Source organism: Ruegeria sp. H7 (genome assembly GCF_056532945.1).
The window spans coordinates 228,618-245,743 of the sequence record NZ_JBQFNZ010000005.1; the positions used below are offsets into that span (position 1 = coordinate 228,618).

General features: G+C 57.7%; 14 protein-coding genes. 7 read left to right on the forward strand and 7 right to left on the reverse strand.

What is annotated here, in order from left to right; genetic code table 11:
• Nucleotides 1–8: 8 nt before the first annotated feature.
• The 7 genes from rfbG (at nt 9) to ACR0AC_RS13070 (ending at nt 8,069) form a co-directional block, all read left to right on the forward strand.
• A complete protein-coding gene (gene rfbG, locus ACR0AC_RS13040; RefSeq protein ID WP_480873927.1) occupies nt 9–1,133 on the forward strand; it encodes a CDP-glucose 4,6-dehydratase in 1,125 nt (374 codons plus the stop codon).
• Between the two features lie 24 nt (nt 1,134–1,157).
• On the forward strand, nt 1,158–2,366 hold the full coding sequence (locus ACR0AC_RS13045) for a DegT/DnrJ/EryC1/StrS family aminotransferase (RefSeq protein ID WP_170453766.1): 1,209 nt from the start codon (nt 1,158–1,160) through the stop codon (nt 2,364–2,366).
• Nucleotides 2,363–3,481: an acyltransferase family protein gene (locus ACR0AC_RS13050; RefSeq protein WP_170453765.1), complete on the forward strand. Its 1,119-nt coding sequence runs from the start codon at nt 2,363–2,365 to the stop codon at nt 3,479–3,481. Before ACR0AC_RS13045 ends, ACR0AC_RS13050 begins: the two co-directional genes overlap by 4 nt.
• A 239-nt stretch (nt 3,482–3,720) precedes the next feature.
• A complete protein-coding gene (locus tag ACR0AC_RS13055; RefSeq protein WP_480626714.1) occupies nt 3,721–4,959 on the forward strand; it encodes a class I SAM-dependent methyltransferase in 1,239 nt (412 codons plus the stop codon).
• A gap of 10 nt (nt 4,960–4,969) precedes the next feature.
• A complete protein-coding gene (locus ACR0AC_RS13060) occupies nt 4,970–5,932 on the forward strand; it encodes an NAD-dependent epimerase/dehydratase family protein (RefSeq protein ID WP_170453763.1) in 963 nt (320 codons plus the stop codon).
• Nucleotides 5,929–6,951 carry a glycosyltransferase family 2 protein gene (locus tag ACR0AC_RS13065; protein WP_170453762.1) on the forward strand — a complete coding sequence of 341 codons (1,023 nt, stop codon included), beginning with the start codon at nt 5,929–5,931 and terminating at the stop codon, nt 6,949–6,951. The genes ACR0AC_RS13060 and ACR0AC_RS13065 overlap by 4 nt, the downstream gene beginning before the upstream one ends.
• A gap of 5 nt (nt 6,952–6,956) precedes the next feature.
• A complete protein-coding gene (locus ACR0AC_RS13070) occupies nt 6,957–8,069 on the forward strand; it encodes a glycosyltransferase family 4 protein (protein WP_480873932.1) in 1,113 nt (370 codons plus the stop codon).
• Here the strand turns inward: ACR0AC_RS13070 and ACR0AC_RS13075 are convergent.
• The 7 genes from ACR0AC_RS13075 to ACR0AC_RS13105 all read right to left on the reverse strand — a co-directional run bounded on the left by ACR0AC_RS13075 (nt 8,039) and on the right by ACR0AC_RS13105 (nt 16,885).
• Complete coding sequence (locus tag ACR0AC_RS13075) at nt 8,039–8,695, reverse strand: HAD family hydrolase (RefSeq protein WP_480873935.1); 657 nt, start codon at nt 8,693–8,695, stop codon at nt 8,039–8,041. The genes ACR0AC_RS13070 and ACR0AC_RS13075 overlap by 31 nt on opposite strands.
• Nucleotides 8,695–9,651 carry an ATP-grasp domain-containing protein gene (locus tag ACR0AC_RS13080; RefSeq protein ID WP_480708502.1) on the reverse strand — a complete coding sequence of 319 codons (957 nt, stop codon included), beginning with the start codon at nt 9,649–9,651 and terminating at the stop codon, nt 8,695–8,697. The genes ACR0AC_RS13075 and ACR0AC_RS13080 overlap by 1 nt, the downstream gene beginning before the upstream one ends.
• Before the next feature lie 608 nt (nt 9,652–10,259).
• Nucleotides 10,260–11,366, reverse strand: coding sequence for a transporter substrate-binding domain-containing protein (locus ACR0AC_RS13085; RefSeq protein WP_170453758.1), 1,107 nt, complete (start codon nt 11,364–11,366; stop codon nt 10,260–10,262).
• 44 nt (nt 11,367–11,410) lie between these two features.
• On the reverse strand, nt 11,411–12,673 hold the full coding sequence (locus tag ACR0AC_RS13090; protein WP_170622139.1) for a transporter substrate-binding domain-containing protein: 1,263 nt from the start codon (nt 12,671–12,673) through the stop codon (nt 11,411–11,413).
• 20 nt (nt 12,674–12,693) lie between these two features.
• Complete coding sequence (locus ACR0AC_RS13095) at nt 12,694–13,479, reverse strand: protein phosphatase 2C domain-containing protein (protein WP_170453756.1); 786 nt, start codon at nt 13,477–13,479, stop codon at nt 12,694–12,696.
• A gap of 3 nt (nt 13,480–13,482) precedes the next feature.
• Nucleotides 13,483–14,523, reverse strand: a complete 1,041-nt coding sequence (locus ACR0AC_RS13100; RefSeq protein WP_170453755.1) for an FHA domain-containing protein — start codon at nt 14,521–14,523, stop codon at nt 13,483–13,485.
• 208 nt (nt 14,524–14,731) lie between these two features.
• Nucleotides 14,732–16,885, reverse strand: a complete 2,154-nt coding sequence (locus ACR0AC_RS13105; protein WP_170453754.1) for a serine/threonine protein kinase — start codon at nt 16,883–16,885, stop codon at nt 14,732–14,734.
• Nucleotides 16,886–17,126 lie beyond the last annotated feature (241 nt).

A 17,126-nucleotide genomic window follows, 5' to 3' on the forward strand; every position in this document is an offset into this window, starting at 1 on the left:
ATCGGAACATGACGGACCAAGTCGATCCTCAGTTTGACGCCGCTTTTGCCGGGCGGCGGGTTCTTGTAACCGGGCATTCCGGTTTCAAGGGCGGGTGGATTTGCGCCTGGCTCAGAAAGCTGGGGGCAGACGTCGTCGGACTTTCCCTGCCGCCTGAGCCGGGGCCGGGGTTCTTTGACCTGTGCAAGGTCGACGGTTTCACCGACAGTCGGTTTGCCGACATTCGCGATGCGGCAGCGGTTGACAAGGCGCTTGCGGATGTGGATGCCGATCTGGTCATTCACATGGCCGCGCAACCTTTGGTTCGCCGGTCTTACCGAAGCCCGGCTGAGACATTTGCCACCAACGTCTCGGGCACGGCGCATGTTCTGGACGCCGCGCTGCGGATGAAATCCTTGCAGGCGGTTGTCGTTGTCACCAGTGACAAATGCTATGACAACAAGGAATGGGTCTGGGGGTATCGCGAAAACGATCCCATGGGCGGCAAGGACCCGTATAGCGCCTCCAAGGGCTGTACCGAGCTGTTGGCGCAGTCCTACGCGCATTCCTTCTTTGCCGACCCAGACGGCCCGCGTCTGGCCACCGTACGGGCGGGCAATGTGTTTGGCGGCGGGGACTGGAGCGAGGATCGTTTGATCCCCGACATCATCCGCGCCGCGGCAGAGAACACGCCGGTTCATATTCGCAACCCCAACAGCATCAGACCCTGGCAACATGTGCTTGAGCCGTTGTCAGGCTATTTGGCCCTGGCGGCACGGCTGCTGGGGTCCGGTCAGGATTTTGCGGGCGCGTGGAACTTCGGGCCGGATGTATCCGGCACAGTGAATGTCCGTAGCCTGTCGCAGATAATGACCGAGACCTGGGGGGACGGCGCGCCCAAGTTTACCTTTGGCACCCCACCGGATGATTTGCACGAAGCCGGGCTGCTTCGGCTGGACAGCACCAAGGCGCAGTCACAGTTGGGCTGGCGGCCACAACTGGACCTGTCCGAAGCCATTCGAATGACGGTTGAATGGTACAAGGCTCAGCTTTCGGGCGAGGATATGGCGCGTCTGACCGATGCGCAGATCGATCACTACAGCAATTTGATGTCGTCGCAGCGGTGCGCGCAACCGCCGCTTGCGGCCCAGTAGCAGTTTTCTAAGGAGACGACTTTAATGAGAGTGAATTACGGGCAAACAGTACATGGCCAGGAAGAGATCGATGCCGTGGTCGAGGTGCTGAAAACATCCACGCAAATGGGCCCCAAAGTGCGCGAGATGCAGCAGCAGGTCTCGGCCCTGTTTGCCAAGCGCCATGGTGTGATGGTCAATTCCGGATCATCGGCCAACTACCTCGCCGTGGAAATCCTTGACCTGCCGAAAGGCAGTGAGGTCATTACGCCTGCGCTGACATTTGCGACAACCGTGGCCCCATTGGTCCGACAGGGCCTGATCCCCGCATTTGTCGATGCGGCCCCAGGGACTTACAATATCGATGTGGATGCCATCGAACGGATGATCACGCCGAAAACCTCGGCCATGATGATCCCATCGTTGATTGGCAACCTGCCCGATTGGCGCCGTATCCGCGAACTGGCCGATGCCCATGGTCTGAAAGTGATCGAAGACAGCGCCGATACGCTGGGCGCGACAATTGATGGAACCAGCACGGGTGTCTATTCCGACGTCTCAACCACCAGCTTCTATGGCAGCCATGTCATCAACGGTGCGGGCAATGGCGGCATGCTGTGCGTCAATGATGACGATCTGGGCCGCAAAGCGCTGTTGCTGCGCTCATGGGGGCGTTCGTCGTCCTTGTTTGTGGAATCCGAGGCCATCGAGAACCGCTTCAACGTGATGCTGGACGGTATCGAGTATGATGCGAAATTCCTGTTTGAAGACCTCGGCTACAATCTGGAACCGTCCGAGATCAGCGCCGCCTTTGGCTTGGTTCAACTGGGCAAACTGGACAACAATATTCAGGTTCGCGAAAAGGCATTTGCCGCGCATCGGGCGTTCTTTGCCCAGTATGAAGACTGGTTCATCCTGCCCGAACAACTGCCGGGTTCGCGGACCGGTTGGTTGGCCTTCCCATTGACCCTGCGCGAAGGCGCGCCGTTCACGCGCCGCGAATTGCAGATTTATCTTGAGAAGTCGGACATCCAGACCCGCCCCGTCTTTACCGGCAACATCCTGCGACAACCGGCCATGAAGAATGTCACGTGCCAAACCAGCCCCGACGGCTATCCCGCCGCCGATGCGGTGATGCGTGGCGGTATCCTTCTGGCGTGCCACCACGGTCTGGACGACGCGCAGATTGCCTATATGCATGAAACCTTTAACAAATTCGCCGAAACGCATGGCGCAAGGAAGGTCCCTGCATGACCGACGTCAGAGAGACCCAGGTTTCTCCGGAGATCGCCGCGCCTGCTGAGGGTTCAGCAAAGGCGCAGGCGGCACCGAAAGGGCATGCCGCGTCGTTCAATATGACGGTGCATGCCTTTCGGGGCGTAACCTCGCTGATGGTGTTCATTGCCCATCTGGCCGGGGGGACCGCACTGAACGCTTATGCAGATGATCCTTCTGTTTTCGCGGGTCTCGAACACTATTGGAACTTCGGAACCAATGTAGTGTTTTTCTTCTTTATCATCAGCGGCTTCGTTATCCTTCCCAGCTCGATCAAATATTCGCCGGGCGGGTTCGCTGCGCGACGTCTGATTCGGATCTATCCGCTGTTCTTTGCCATGACGATGTTGTTCATCGTGTTGAACGCGGTCACCAACACGGCGCCGGAACTGAAGGACCCGTGGAAGATCTTTCTGGCCTTAACGTTCTTGACCAATTTCACCAATACCGGGCAACTGACCCCCAACGCCTGGAGCATTGTCTATGAGATGTGGTTCTACCTTCTGACCGGGCTGGTCATGGCATTTGCCATCCATCGCCCATCGAAGATCGGTCTGGCGTTGTCTGTACTGGCTGCGGTGGCCTTCACACTCTATTTCCCGGCGACGCTGTTCTTCCTTGGCGGCGTGATGATCCGGCTGCTTGCAGATCGGGGCATGCTTCCAACCGGCAAACTGGTTCCGGTTGGCGAGATACTGGCATTTGGTGGCGCGGTCTATTTCCTGCAACTTGGCAAGGTTCTCTATATCCCGTCAGATTTCGTCGATCCGAATGTGACACTGACCATCGTGTTCTCGGTCTTGTATTTCATGCTGGCCATATCACCGGGCAGCATCAGTGGCCGCGTTTTTTCCAGCAAATGGATCTTCTATCTGGGCACGATCAGCTACAGCATGTTCCTGACACACCCCTACGTGTACCTGCCAATGCGCATGGTCTTCGAAAAGATGGGGTGGTTCGGTTCGAACTTTCCGCTGTCGGTTTCGATTTTTATCCTGGTGACAATTCCGCTGGGCGTACTGGTCGCGCATCTGGCGCACATAACGGTCGAAACCTGGCTGTATCAGAAGGTGTTCAAGCAAAAGGTGTTTTGATCCGAAATCATCGGGTCGCATTCGCCGAAAAGGAGGAAAGGAAAAAGACACAGGCACAGATTGGTAATACGCCCCCAAGGCAACGCTGTGTTTGAACCATCTGCTAAGCAATTCTGTGACGCAGAACTTCCTGAGATACCGGTTGCCGGACACATAACCGCAAACGGTACGCAACCTAAAACAGATAGCTGTCGCGCTTTTTGCGCATATTGAATTGAAATGAAGGTAGTGTGATGAATATGCAGAGTGTACGTCCAACATCCCGCACAACGTGCCGGGCCTGTAAATCAGAAAATCTGATGCTGGTATTGCCGATGGGCAATCACCCTCCGGCCAATATGTTCGCCAAAACGCAGGACTTGTCGGAACCGCAACCCGCATTTCCGCTGAACACGCAGGCCTGTCTGGACTGTGGCCTGATACAGGTCGCCGACCAGGTTCCGGCTGATTTCTTCACCGATTACCTCTACGTGCCGTCTGGCGCGGCTACGATGCATACCCATTTCGCGGGGCTCGCCCAGGTGGCGGTTGATCGCGCGCAAGGCGGTATGATCGTGGATATCGGCTGTAACGACGGGCTTATGCTGTCCCACGCAAACGGGCTGGGCGGCAAATGTCTTGGGATCGATCCGGCGGCAAACCTTGCCAAAATCGCGAATGAGCGTGGCGTGCGGGTCCATGTTGATTTCTTTAACCCGGAAACCGCCAAGACTGTGCGCGAACAGGAAGGCCCTGCAAGCGTCATCACGACAACAAATACCTTTAACCATATCGACGACCTGCACGGTTTCACCGCCGGTGTCCTTGATCTTTTGACCGACGATGGTGTGTTCATCATCGAGGTGCCTTGGGGCAAGGCCATTCTGGAAACCAATGAATTCGACAACGTGTATCACGAGCACGTCTCGGAACTGAGCTTGTTGTCCATCGTCAAGCTTGGGGAAGCGGTGGGTCTGGACGTTGTCGACGTGACCAAACTGCCGGTCCACGGCGGTTCGATGCGGGTGTTCATGCAGCGCGCGACTTTGAACAAAACGCCTGCGCCCATCGTGGCCGAAATGTTGGCCGACGAAGCGGCGGCAGGCATGACCGACCGCGCCAGTTACGAAGAGTTCGCCGACCGCGTGCACGAGCTGCGCGACAGCCTGCTGAAAATTCTGGCGGACCTGAAAGCCGACGGCAAGACAGTCGCAGGCTACGGCGCACCGGCCAAAGGCAACACACTGTTGAACTATTTCGACATCGGGGTTGAGACGCTTGATTTCCTGGTCGATCGCAACCCGCTGAAGCAGGGGCTGTATTCGCCCGGCAAGCTGATCCCGGTACTGCCGCCCGAAGCGGTTTTTGAGCGCAAGCCCGATTACCTGCTGGTGCTGGCCTGGAACTTCTTTGACGAGATCCGCGAACAAATGGCCGAGTTCGAAGCCCAGGGCGGAAAATTCATCGTCCCGCTGCCAATGCCGGTTATCCTTCCCTGAGGATCCGGCGATGGCACGTGTCCTCATAACAGGCGCATCAGGGTTCATCGGATCGCACCTCACTCGGGCCTGTCTGGACCGGGGGGATGAGGTTGCGATCCTGACACGGTCGGGATCATCGCTCGGCCGTCTCGGGACTGCTGTGTCAGACGTTGCGACGTATCGCTGCGCCTATTCTGACGAGCACGCGCTGCGCGACTGCTTTCAGGATTTTGCTCCGGACACGGTGTTTCACACAGCGGCGCGAACCCGGTTTTCGAACGCGCCAGACCTTTCGGACCTGGATCAGAGCATCGACGAAAACCTCAAGAGTTTGACCCGTCTGATCAAGGCGGCCGCGACCTGCGCGTCGCCGCCTCGGGCCTTTGTCCGAACCGGTACCATTGCAGAATACGGTGATGTTCCCCTGCCATTTGTAGAAACAGAGCGGGAACATCCCATAAACGCTTACGGAACATCTCTTTTAGCGGGCACAAAATACCTTGAGATGGCGGCACCCAGATTGCCCTTTGTCGCCGTGACCGCACGTCTGGCGTTGACCTACGGGCCGGGACAATCCGAAGAATTCCTGATCCCTCAGGTTATTGAAAACCTGCTCAGCAACAGACCCGTTCACCTTCGGCGCCCCCATGACCGCCGGGACCTGATCCATGTGGATGACGTCGTTCAGGGCCTGATGGAAATCGCAGACGCCCCTGAAAAGGCGGGCCCGGTCATCAACCTGTGCACGGGCCATGCGCCCGAAATGTCAGAGGTGGTTCAGCATCTAAGATGTTTGGCCGGAGCCGGTGAAAGCATGCTAAAATGCGATGCACCGGTTGATGAGCCAAATGTCCTGTTGCCCGACGCAAGCCAGATGAAGGCGCGATATGGTTGGCAACCCGCGATTTCACTGTTGGACGGCCTGACACGCACTTTTCAATGGGCAAAGCAGTTTAAAGCATCATCAGCGACGGCGGGAGCGCGCGCATGACACTGGTATCCATTCTAATTCCGGCCTTGAATGAGGAAGACAACGTCAAAACGGCCTATGACCGGGTTGTCAACGTCTTCGACAATCTGCCCGATTACGAGCCCGAGATCATCTTCACCGACAACCATTCGACGGACCGCACCTTTGACATTCTGTCCGAGATCGCAGCCGAGGATCACCGGGTCCGTGTAATCCGCTTTGCCCGAAACATGGGGTATCAATCGTCGGTTCTGACTGCGTATCGGTCTGCCAACGGCGCATGTTCGATTCAGCTGGATTGCGACATGCAGGACCCGCCCGAATTGATCCCGATGATGTTGGACTTGTGGCGGCAGGGCAATCACGTCGTCTATGGCATTCGCCGCAGCCTGCCCGACGGTCCGATTGTGGCCGCGGCCCGGCGGGGTTTCTATGCGTTGATCGACATGATCAGCAATGACGATCTACCCAGAAACGCGGGTGAGTTCCGCCTGACGGATCGCCGCATTCTGGACGAGCTGCGCCTTGTAGACGACCGCTCGCCCTATGTGCGCGGATTGATCAGCGGCATGGGATTTCAGCAGGTCGGGTTTGAATATGATCGCGATGCCCGGACCGCAGGCGAGTCAAAGTTTCCGTTCAAGGCAATGCTGTCGCTCGCCATTGACGGGTTGATCAATCATTCGCTGCTGCCGTTGCGACTGGCCTCGATGATCAGCCTGACCGTGGGCCTGATGACCTTTTTGCTGATGATGGGCTACATCATCGGGAAACTGTTCTTCGGGCAGGATTGGCCCGGCGGTTTTGCGACGACAACGATCCTGTTGCTGTTGTCGATGACCCTGAACGCCATGTTCCTTGGGATCCTGGGTGAATATATCGGCCGGATCTTCCTTCAATCCAAAGACCTGAACCGTCCGTTGATCGAGAAAGAGGTGAACGCGCCCCATCCGTTACACACCATCCCGGACGCCCAATCGCAACACGCAGATTTGCCAGATAGCGGAATAAGTGGCCGTCTGCACAACGCGGCCGAGTAACCCCCATGAAGTTGTTAATGGTTCAAGGTGGTTTTGGTGCAGGTGGGGCGGAAAAGAACATCGCGATGATCGCCGAGCATCGGTTGAGCCTTGGGGATGAGGTGCATATCGTCGGGATGGCAACCCCCGACAACAGTTCGTATTTCGACTACCCCGAGGCGACGAACCTGCATGTCATTCACCCCGGCGACGGATTCTCAAAGCTGGTGCAATTTCGGCGGTTGCTGCATATCCGGCAGACTGTGCGGCAGGTGCAACCCGATCTGATTATGTCGTTCCTCACCAAGATCAACGTGCTGACCCTGTTGGCAAACACGGGTTTGAATGTCCCCGTTTTGGTGTCAGAGCGTAACAATCCGCAAGCGCAGCACGCCCATCCGATCTGGTTGAAAGGGTTCAATACGCTGGCCCGCTCGGCCACGGCCATCGTGATGCAAACCGAACGCGCCCGTCAGGATTTACCTGACGCTTTGGCGAATCACACGCATGTCATTCCCAATCCTTGCGCACCTTTTTCGGATGTCACGTTGGGGGAGGGGGCCGCAAACATGGTCGCCGTGGGCCGGTTGGAATGGCAAAAGGGGTTTGACCTGTTGTTGGATGCCATGCCCGAGATCATCAGCCGGGTGCCCGACGCCAAATTGACGATATTTGGTGATGGCCCAAAACGCGATGAGCTTGAGCGTCAGGTTCAACGAATGGGTCTGACCGACCGTGTTCAATTGCCCGGATCAAGCGCGCGACCCGGCGCGTGGATGCAGGACGCAGATGTGCTGGTGTTCCCGTCGCGGTTCGAAGGGTTTCCCAATGTGGTTGCCGAGGCAACCGTTTCCGGCTTGCCGGTTGTGGCCTTCGATTGCGCCTATGGCCCGCGAGAGATTATCCGGGACGGAGAGAACGGTATCCTCGTTGCTCCGGAGGACACTCCGGCGTTGGCGAACGCTGTGGCAGGGCTGCTGACGGACAATGAAAGCCTTGCGAAAATGCGGCAATCTGCGGTGGAAAACCGGTACTGGCTGAAACCCTCTCGGGTGCTGAGTGACTGGGATCAGGTCATCGATCAAATTGTTCCAAGCCACTCGATGTTTCAGGAAAACTCGATCACGTCCGGCAACTGATCGAAGTCAATGATCCTTACCTGCGCGGCGTGCGCCTGATCCGGTGGGTTGGGATCATGCACCGCGCCGTTTCGCAAAACCTGCACCGTTTGCCATCCCATCGCGTTCGGCGTCACGAAGTCTTTGGCGGGATTATCCGCGACATAGACCATTTTTGACCCCCCGGGGGCCAGGCTTTCCATTTCTTCAAATGCGCGGGGATGCGGCTTTCCAAACACCTCGGGCCAAGCACCGGTGGGGCGAATATGCGCGATATGTTGTTCCAACCCCAGCGCGGCGATCTTGTTGCGCTGCATCCGTTCCGGCCCATCGGTGATCAACCCCATCGGATGGCTTGCGGCATTCAGAAACCGTTCCGCGTCCGGGCTGAGCTGAATTTTTGGAACGTGCAGCCGGTATTCCTGCACCAGTCGACCAATGAAGTCCTGAGTGTCTGGTAGCCCAAGCAACGCACAGGCGGTATTGAAGATTTTCCGCCTGTCTCCGGTTGTAAAGATATTCTGACAGGCAGGTCCAAATCCTGAAACGCCGTAATGTTCTGCGACCCAGCGTTCGAGATATGCAAACCCGCTGAACGCAAAATCGCGTTCAAGATACAGGGTATCATCCAGATCAAAGACCAGCATCAATCGATATACACGGCGCTGTCATACCGCATCATGCGCACCCCGTCGCGCCAATCGTTATGGGGGGACGATGGCAATCCGGCCACCTCTTCCAGCAACCATTGCGCAAACGGCGCGCCTGCATGGTCCGCCAGCGGGTATCCCCCCCCAAAACGCGCGTTTATTTCGATGACGCATGGCCCAAGTTTCGGGTCGTCAATGATCTGAAAGCACGCCACCCCTCGCAGGTCGGGCAGTGCGTGCACAATCCCCTCGGCAATTTTGTGCAGGTCAGCGCGGCGTTCCGTGCGGCCCTTTTCGACCTCACCCGCCCTGATCTGGATCCGTTTGTGCGGTATCACCGTTTGCAGTCGGCCTTCCTGATCGACAAACATGTTAATCGTGTATTCCGATCCGCTCAGATTGTCCTGAAAGATCATGGGTTCGGGGAAAACGTCGGGCACTTCGTCTATCGAATTGAAAACCTGAAGCCCGCGGCTGGCGCTGCCGCCGCTTGGTTTCGCGAAAGCTGGCCAGGACACACCGTCTGGATTCTCAAGAACTCCCGCGTGATCCAATGTGCGCGGAACGGGCACTCCGGCCGCGGCCAGAACGGCAGAGGTTTGATGCTTGTCCCGAACAACCTCGATCACATTCGGGGGCGAGACATGCACATGCGCGCCTACGGCGGCGAATTCGTCCAGCGCCACGGACAGGGGCAACAGTTCGGGATCAATCGTGGGGACCACCAGATCCACACCATGATCGCGCACGATCTGTAAAACAGCAGGGATGTAACCGGGATCGTCGGTTCTTGGCACTGCAAACGCCTGATCAGCCAAAGCGCAGGCGGCGCTTTCATCCGGGTTCAAATCACATGCAAGAATTTCGAGATCACATTCAAGGCGTTCGGCGGCCGCACGAAAGCAGTTCAGCAACCCAACGCGACGACCAGCGGAACAAAGAAGAAGTTTCAAGGCGCGACGAGCCATGTTTACCTATAAAATATCAAACAACTACACAGACCTACAGTTACATGGTTAAGGTAATTCTGTGAACGCTCATCGCGCCGTTGAGGCGAAATATTTTGCCCCGTGCGGTTGTGATCAACCGTCGAAACATCCCACCACCCTACCGGCATGTACCGAACCGGCCAATAGGTTCGGATGACCGCGAAACATAGTGCAGATCGGCCAAAGAACCGACTTAAATGCGCACATAAACAAGCACTTGACTAGAATTTTACCGTTTCTACGGGATTCCCCTAATTCTCGTGCAGGGTTTATCTGTGTAATTTGAGGCCAACAAAGTTTTACAACCGGTGAGGCCGCAAGGCTAAATCACTCACTCGTTGAATGGCCAGCATTTGGGGTGCTGGCCATTTGCTTTTCCAGCACCAAAAACACGCTTTTCTGGCTTTTGTATACTTGCCTGCGCAGGAAGGCACGCAAGGTCGCTGGGGTTGGCTGTGACCATCCACTTGCACGATCCGAATGGCCTGGAACTCAGCGGGCACGACCGGGACTCAAAAACAAAAAAGGGCCGGTCACAGGACCGGCCCAGTGAGTTCAGCTGAACCGAGGGATCAGTTCGAAGCTGCGTTCAGTTTTTCGTTCTGCTCGCGCAGCGAGTCCGAAATGATCGCGTACCATTCGCCGGACTCGCGCATTTCGTTCAGACCCTTGTTCATCATCGCAATGTATTCGCGCGCGAACGGGTTGGTGCGGTGCGCCAGGAAGCTCATCGACGACAGGGTCGAAACATATGGGTTTTCAATGATGTCAGCCGAGGTCAGGCCCATGTCGTTCATGGTAGATGCAAACAGATCAACTTCGAACGCCGCCACATCCGCGGTGCCGGTCAGAACTGCATCCAGACATTCACGCGCAGAGCTGGGCTGAACGACGGTTGTGTTCTCACGGTTCAAGCCAACTTCTTCCAGAACAACCATGCTCCAACCCGCCATCCGGCAAATGGTGGACCCTTCAAGATCACTGAAATCCGTCGCGCTTGCATACTGGCTTTCGGGCAGAGTGAAGAAGCCGCCGACGACGTCGTAGACCGGAACAGACGCAACAAACTGGGTGCAGCGCGCCGTTGTTTCAGCCGACCATTCGTATGTGCGGTTTGTGCAATCCGGAACGGTCCAGGCGATCGAGATATCAAATGCCCCAAGCGGCAACAGGGTCTCCAGGTGCGAGCTCCAGTCGTCTACGAAGCTGACCGAATAATCGCGGCTGTTGCCAGCCCGCTGCAGGCTGGTGGTTGCCAGACGGGTCATGATGCCGCCGCCGCTCAGCGCCTCGGTTGTGAACGGCTCCCAGCCGTTACCGGCAACCATCTTAATCGGCGGGGCGTAGACGTTCGAACGCTTGACGCTGGCCGCGCGCTGTTCTTCCGCTGCGATGATTTCCTGCGCCGATTGGCCGTTTGGCAGGCTGCCATCTTCACAGGGCAGAGCAAGGACCAGGCCGGGCTCAAGCGCGTTGGGGTTGTTGATGATGTTGCGGTTCGCGTTGAAGATCGGCTGATAGTTCGAGGTGCCATAGGCGGCAATCGCGATGGTCGCCATCGTGTCGCCGTCTGCAACGGTGTAGTTGGTGCAGGCCTCTTGTGCTGCGGCAGCACCGGCGCTGAGCGCCGTAACGGCGCCGGCCGACATTACAACTTTCTTCAGATTAAATTCAAACATGTCCACTTCCTCCAGACTATTCGTTTGTCAGGCCATTTGGGGCCTTAGCCATTTTCCATTTGATGCCGCAGTGCAGACGACACGATGTCGCGCCATTCGCCGGATTGCTGCATGATTGTCAGACCCTGATTCAGCGTCTCAAGGATCGCTTCCCCATCAGGATTATCTTTGTGGGTCATGACGTTAAGCGACTTGATCGCCGCAAGGTTGGGGTTTTCGATGATGCGATGCTCATAGCCCAGCCGCGAGATTGCCTCTACCGCCAGATGGGCTTCGATTGCGACGATATCCGCGCGCCCTTCGATGACCGCGTGAAAACAGTCATCCGGCGAAACGGGACGCATCAGGCTGATGACCGGCTCGTACAGGCTGACGGCATCCATATGCGATAGCGACCAGCCTTCGGGGCGGCAGATGGTCGTGCCCGCGAAATCGGAATAGGTCAGCGTTTGTTCGTAACCCGATCCTTCAAGGGCAAAGAACGTATCCACAACTTCGTAGAACGGGTTCGAGAAATTGTAGGTTTCACAGCGCTCACGGTCGCTTTCAGACAGGGTTGCCGCCTCTTCGCAATTGGGGCGCGACCACGGGAAGGTTCCGTCAAAGGCCAGCGTTGGCATCAGCAGGTCCAGATGCGAGGACCAGTCGTTGACGAACTGAATCTTATACGCCTGCTCGGGCGCGGCGCGCAGCATCGCGGTTTCGACCAGACGGGTGTAAAGCCCACGGTTCGGCAATTCCTCGTCGGTGAACGGCGCGTAGTTGCCGCCTGTGATCAGCAGAATCTGCCTGTCGCGGATCTCGGGGCGGTCTTCCGACCGGGCCTCTCGGATCAACGCGGCACCTTCGGCGCGGGCCGCTTCAATCTCTTCTACCGCCGACGCTTTGGCCGCCGAAACGGCGTCTTCGCTGGCTTTCTTGGCTTCGGCCTCGGCCGCCGCAACGCGGGCCTCGGCATCGGCAATCGCCTTCGCCGCACGCTCTTCTGCGGCTTTCACCAATTCCGATGCCATTTCGGCGGCCAGACGTTCCGCCTCGGTTTCCGGCGGAGCAACCGCACGGCCGACGTCTTCGAGGCAGGGCAGGGTCAGAACGTCACCGACACGGATGATGTTGGGGTTGGACCCGATGACATCGCGGTTTGCATCGTAAATGATGCGGAAATCCTCGGTCGAATAGACCTGGATCGTCAGTTCTCGCAGGCTGTCGCCGCGCTGAATCTCGTAGGTCGAACATGCCTCTTGCGCCGAGGCCGCGCCGGTGGCGGCGGCAAGGGCAAGGCTTGATATGATTAGGTGCTTTCTCATGGGTCCTGTTGCTTTGCCTGTTAGGGTCGTGTCGGTTTCGCGATTGCGATTGTCAGGTTGTCCTGATCTGGATTGGCCTTGGCCAGAACGGCCCGCAGCAACGCGTCCGCGATTTCCTGTGCCAATGCGGTTTTGTGTTCGCGCAGAACAGCCTCGATTTCGCTGTCCGAGAGGGTCTGCAAACCATCGCTGCCAAGGATCACAACATCACCCGAGCTCAGCGTCAGCGGCGTTTCAGGGCAGTCAACCTTGGGGATCGCACCACCCATGACAACCGAGGTCAGCTGATTGCGATCCGGATGGGACTGCGCCTGCGCCTCGGTCAGCTTGCCTTCGGCCACTTGCGCATCGATCACGGGGGCCATCGAATGGTCTTCGTTGACCTGTGTCAGAACACCATCCCGAAACAGATAAAGCGGGCTGTCACCGATTGAAATCCAGTACATCCGCTGGTCAAGGAAAAGCGCGCCCAGCAGCGTTGACCCCATATTGAAGCCGCCGCCTTCTTCTTCGTTGTGGTTCGCAATCGCCGTGTTGGCCAGCATCGCAGCCAGGGGCAAGGCATCAACCGCTGCGGGTTCGACCAGGGTGTCACCGCTCAGCTCCGCATCCAGCGACTCGCGCCAGGATGCGATTACCAGCTCCGAGGCGACCTCGCCCGCTTCATGACCGCCCATGCCGTCAGCGATCACGATGTAACCCGCGTCGATCGCATCGAACATCCGTGCAGCCACGGCATCTTCCTGCGTGTCTCGCTGACCCTGGTTCAGGATCAGCGCAATATCATATGCCGGAGTCGCCAGCATCTATTACGAATCCCGCCAGTCAAAGCCGTCGTCGCAGAAGGCTGCAAACCGGATCGAGGTTTCGCTGATGCGGATCAGGTCGCCGCTGGACAGCGCCACAGTGCTCAGCACCGGCTTGCCGTTCAGGCGCACAAGATTGGCCTTGCCGCCATGGCCCAGATAGCATTTGCGATCTTCCGGATCATAAGCAATCACCGCGTGGTTCGAGCGGGAAATCCCCGTATCGCCAAAGTCCAGCTGGATCGCCTGATCGTCGTTGCGGCCAATCTGCATCAGACCTTCTGTCAGGGTGATGCTGGCCCCACGTCCGGGCCCCGAGGTGACAACCAGCCACCCGACAGGGAAGGTCTCTTGCACGGCCTCGGTTTTAGCGACCGGCTCAGCGGTTTCCATCAGGTCCTGAACATGCGTGTCGGCACGCTCGAACCCAAGGAACGTGGTCTTGACGCGCGAACGGCGGTCCTGCGCGGGGGCGGGCTGTGGCGCTGCCTCAACTTCCTGCGTCACTTCAGGCGCGGCTTCAGCCACCGGGGCGGGGGTTTCAACGACCTCTGCCACTGGTTCTTCCGCGACCGGTTCCTCAACGGGGGTCTGCACCGGTTCCTCAGCAATCGCTTCCGGCTCAGAGGGTGTTTCTTCGATTGGCTCAACCGCGTCTTCGGTGGTCAGGCGCAGGGTCACGATCTGCTCATCCGCGACCGGTGCAGGCGTTTCTTCCTCTGCACCCATGTCAGCTGTTTCGGCCTCGTCTTCCACGAAGATCGACTGCTCAACCGGCTCCTCAACCTCTGCGGCATCTTCCTCAGAAAAGTCCGGCATCTTTTCTTCCGGCATCAATTCATCCGTTTCCTCATAGGATTCGGATGACATATTCCCGCCTGCCAGCGCCGCGCGCAGGGCGTTGAAATCAGCGATGGGCTGTTCCTGCTTTTCCTCGATGGGATCTTCGCTGGCCGCTGCCGACGTGGTTTCCGTGGCTTCGTCTTCTTTGGCTTTGCCGGCGCCTTCGAGAAGCCGGCTAAGAGGGCTTTTGTATTTGAACATGGCGTCGACACCTTCAATCTCTTGGCACGCAACATGTGTGCCGGGGGCTGCAACATACCTCTGCGCAAGACAGCACAGCGGCGTTCATCATATTGAAAAACCTGGAAAACTCTTACCTTCTGCGGCGGGCCGGTCCCCGTCAGGATGGCCTGAAAGGCGGCCATCCTCAGCAAATACACACTGGCAAATCACATTCGAACCGGTCAGATCACTCCTGCGATAGCGGCATCACAGCGGCCGTTTCACTTCCGTTCCGTGTCACTGTGAAACGGGCCTGGGATTTTTCTTCGGCAACAAGCGCGGCCAGCAACTCGTCCAGGCTCTCTGCGCCGTTGAGTGCGACACCACCCTGCGCCTCGCTCAGCAGAACATCGCCTTTCTGCAGGTCGCCCGCAGTCTCGGCTGGAACGTCTGACACAACGGTCTGCCAACTCTCGTCACCCGTGCTGCGGATTGTGAACATATAGCCGTTCTCCAATCCGACCGAGCGGATGGCGGGCAGGGCCAACAAACCGTTCTGCGCCCGTGTTTCACCCAAGGGGCGATACCGGGCCGCAACACGGATATAGCCGTCCGGGTCAACATTGAGGTTGTCGAGAACATGCGTTGCAAAGGACGCATCACCCCGAACCGGGCTGCCATTGAGCGTAAAGATCGTCGAACCGCGCTGAACCCAATCACCGATGACCGACATGTCCTGATTCTGATCAACGCCGGTTATCGAAAACGTATGCCCGGTCGACGCGCGGCGGCGCGAGATCGAGAAAGGAATATCCACATCCCAATGCGAGAATGCGATCTGGTTCTCGGCCAGATCCACCGGACCAGCCGGTTCCGCAACAGCGGTCTCGGCGGGGGCCGGATCATTGACCGCCGCGTCCGGTTCTGCGGCGGCTGCTTCTGTGGCAGCCGCTTCCGCAGCGTCGGAACTTGCCTGCTCGACAGGCGGCTCTGAAATTTCTTCTGGTGCAGGTGTGGCCACCGTTTCGGAGGCGGCTTCGGGTGTTTCTACAACCGTTTCCTCGGCGGGTTCAGACTCAACCACTGCTGGCTGTGCATCTGTGGCAACCACCGACGCAGTTTGCGTGTCATCCGCTTTGTCGCCACCCGACAAGACAAAGAAGCCACCCGCGGCAACTGCCAATGCAACCACAGCCACACCGGCCAACAGCTTGCCGCTGCCGCCAGACCCGCTCTGAACCACGGTGTCCACCGCGACCGGAGTGTCTTCTTTTGCGGCGAACTTGGCCCGTTCATCGTCTTTTTTGTCTTCGTTCCCTAGCGCAATATCGGCGTTTCCAGCCAGCAGCGCCGTCACGACCGCTTCGGCATTTTCGGTCTCGGCCTTGATCCGGGCTTTTTCCGCCTCTTTATCCGTGCGATCCATCCCGACGATGACCGAAACCGGGCGGTAGGCAAACGTATCGAACATCACGCCGGGGCCACGGAACATCCGCAACCAGTCCAGCGCGCTTTGCAGGCGGTCGGTAGCGTGAACCTCCATCGCCTTGTCGATGGCCTCAAGGAACCCTTCGGGGTAGCCGTCAAACCGACCGGCCAGCGGCGCGTAGGGATCATCCTGCCCATTGTTGAAGGCGTTCAGGCGGGATTGGCCATCAATCGGGCGCTCTCCGCTGATCGCGTGATACAAGGTCGCGGCCAGAACATAGAGGTCGCTGCTTGGGCCTTGCTCGGCCCCGCGCACGTAGAACTCGTGCGGAGAGTATCCGTCCTTGATCACCCGCAAGGTCAGCAGCGCCGCGGACTTGTTGGCCGCCTGTTCCCGTGCAGCGCCAAAGTCGATCAGAACCGGGTCGCCATTTTCGTCAATCAGTATGTTGTCCGGCGAAATATCCCGGTGCAGCATCCCGCTTTGGTGAATGAACGACACCGCCGACAGCATCTTTTCGGTCACCTGAACGATAAAGTCCGGGCCGCTTTCGTTTTCGGGGTTCTCGACGTAATCCAGCAGGTCACACCCCCGGATCAGGTCCATCGCGATATAGGCGGTGTCGTTGTCTTCGAACACCTGATGCACATCGACGATATTGGGATGCACAAGCCGCGCGTGGTTGCGGGCTTCCTGAATGAACAGGTCGATGATGGCGCGCAGGTCGTCTTTGTATGCCGGATCGTTCGGCGCCACCAGATCACCGTTACGGCGGCACAGGGCACCGGGAAAACACTCTTTGATCACCACGTCACGCTCCAGGCTGTCGCGCGCCAGATAGGTGATTCCAAATCCACCATTGCTGAGATATTTCAGGATTTCATACTGCCCGCGCAAAAGCTTTGCGCCGGGTTGAAGTCCTTCGATCTGAGGTTCGTCGTGCGATGCACCGACCGCCTGGTTGTGGCTCATTTCATTCCGCCCGTTCTACTCGTTTTGCGGTACAATAACCGGGCAAATCGCCCACGAACTCACAACCAAAAACAACCGCAGGACACTTGAGAACGGTTAGACGTTTCAAATTTGACTTTATTGGGGCCGCCTGATGGCTTCACTATGGATCGTTTTTGTGCGATATCTATATTTAGATACCACACCATCCACTAACACAATATGTTGTCTCTATAGCTAAGAAACTTGAAAACTGACGCCC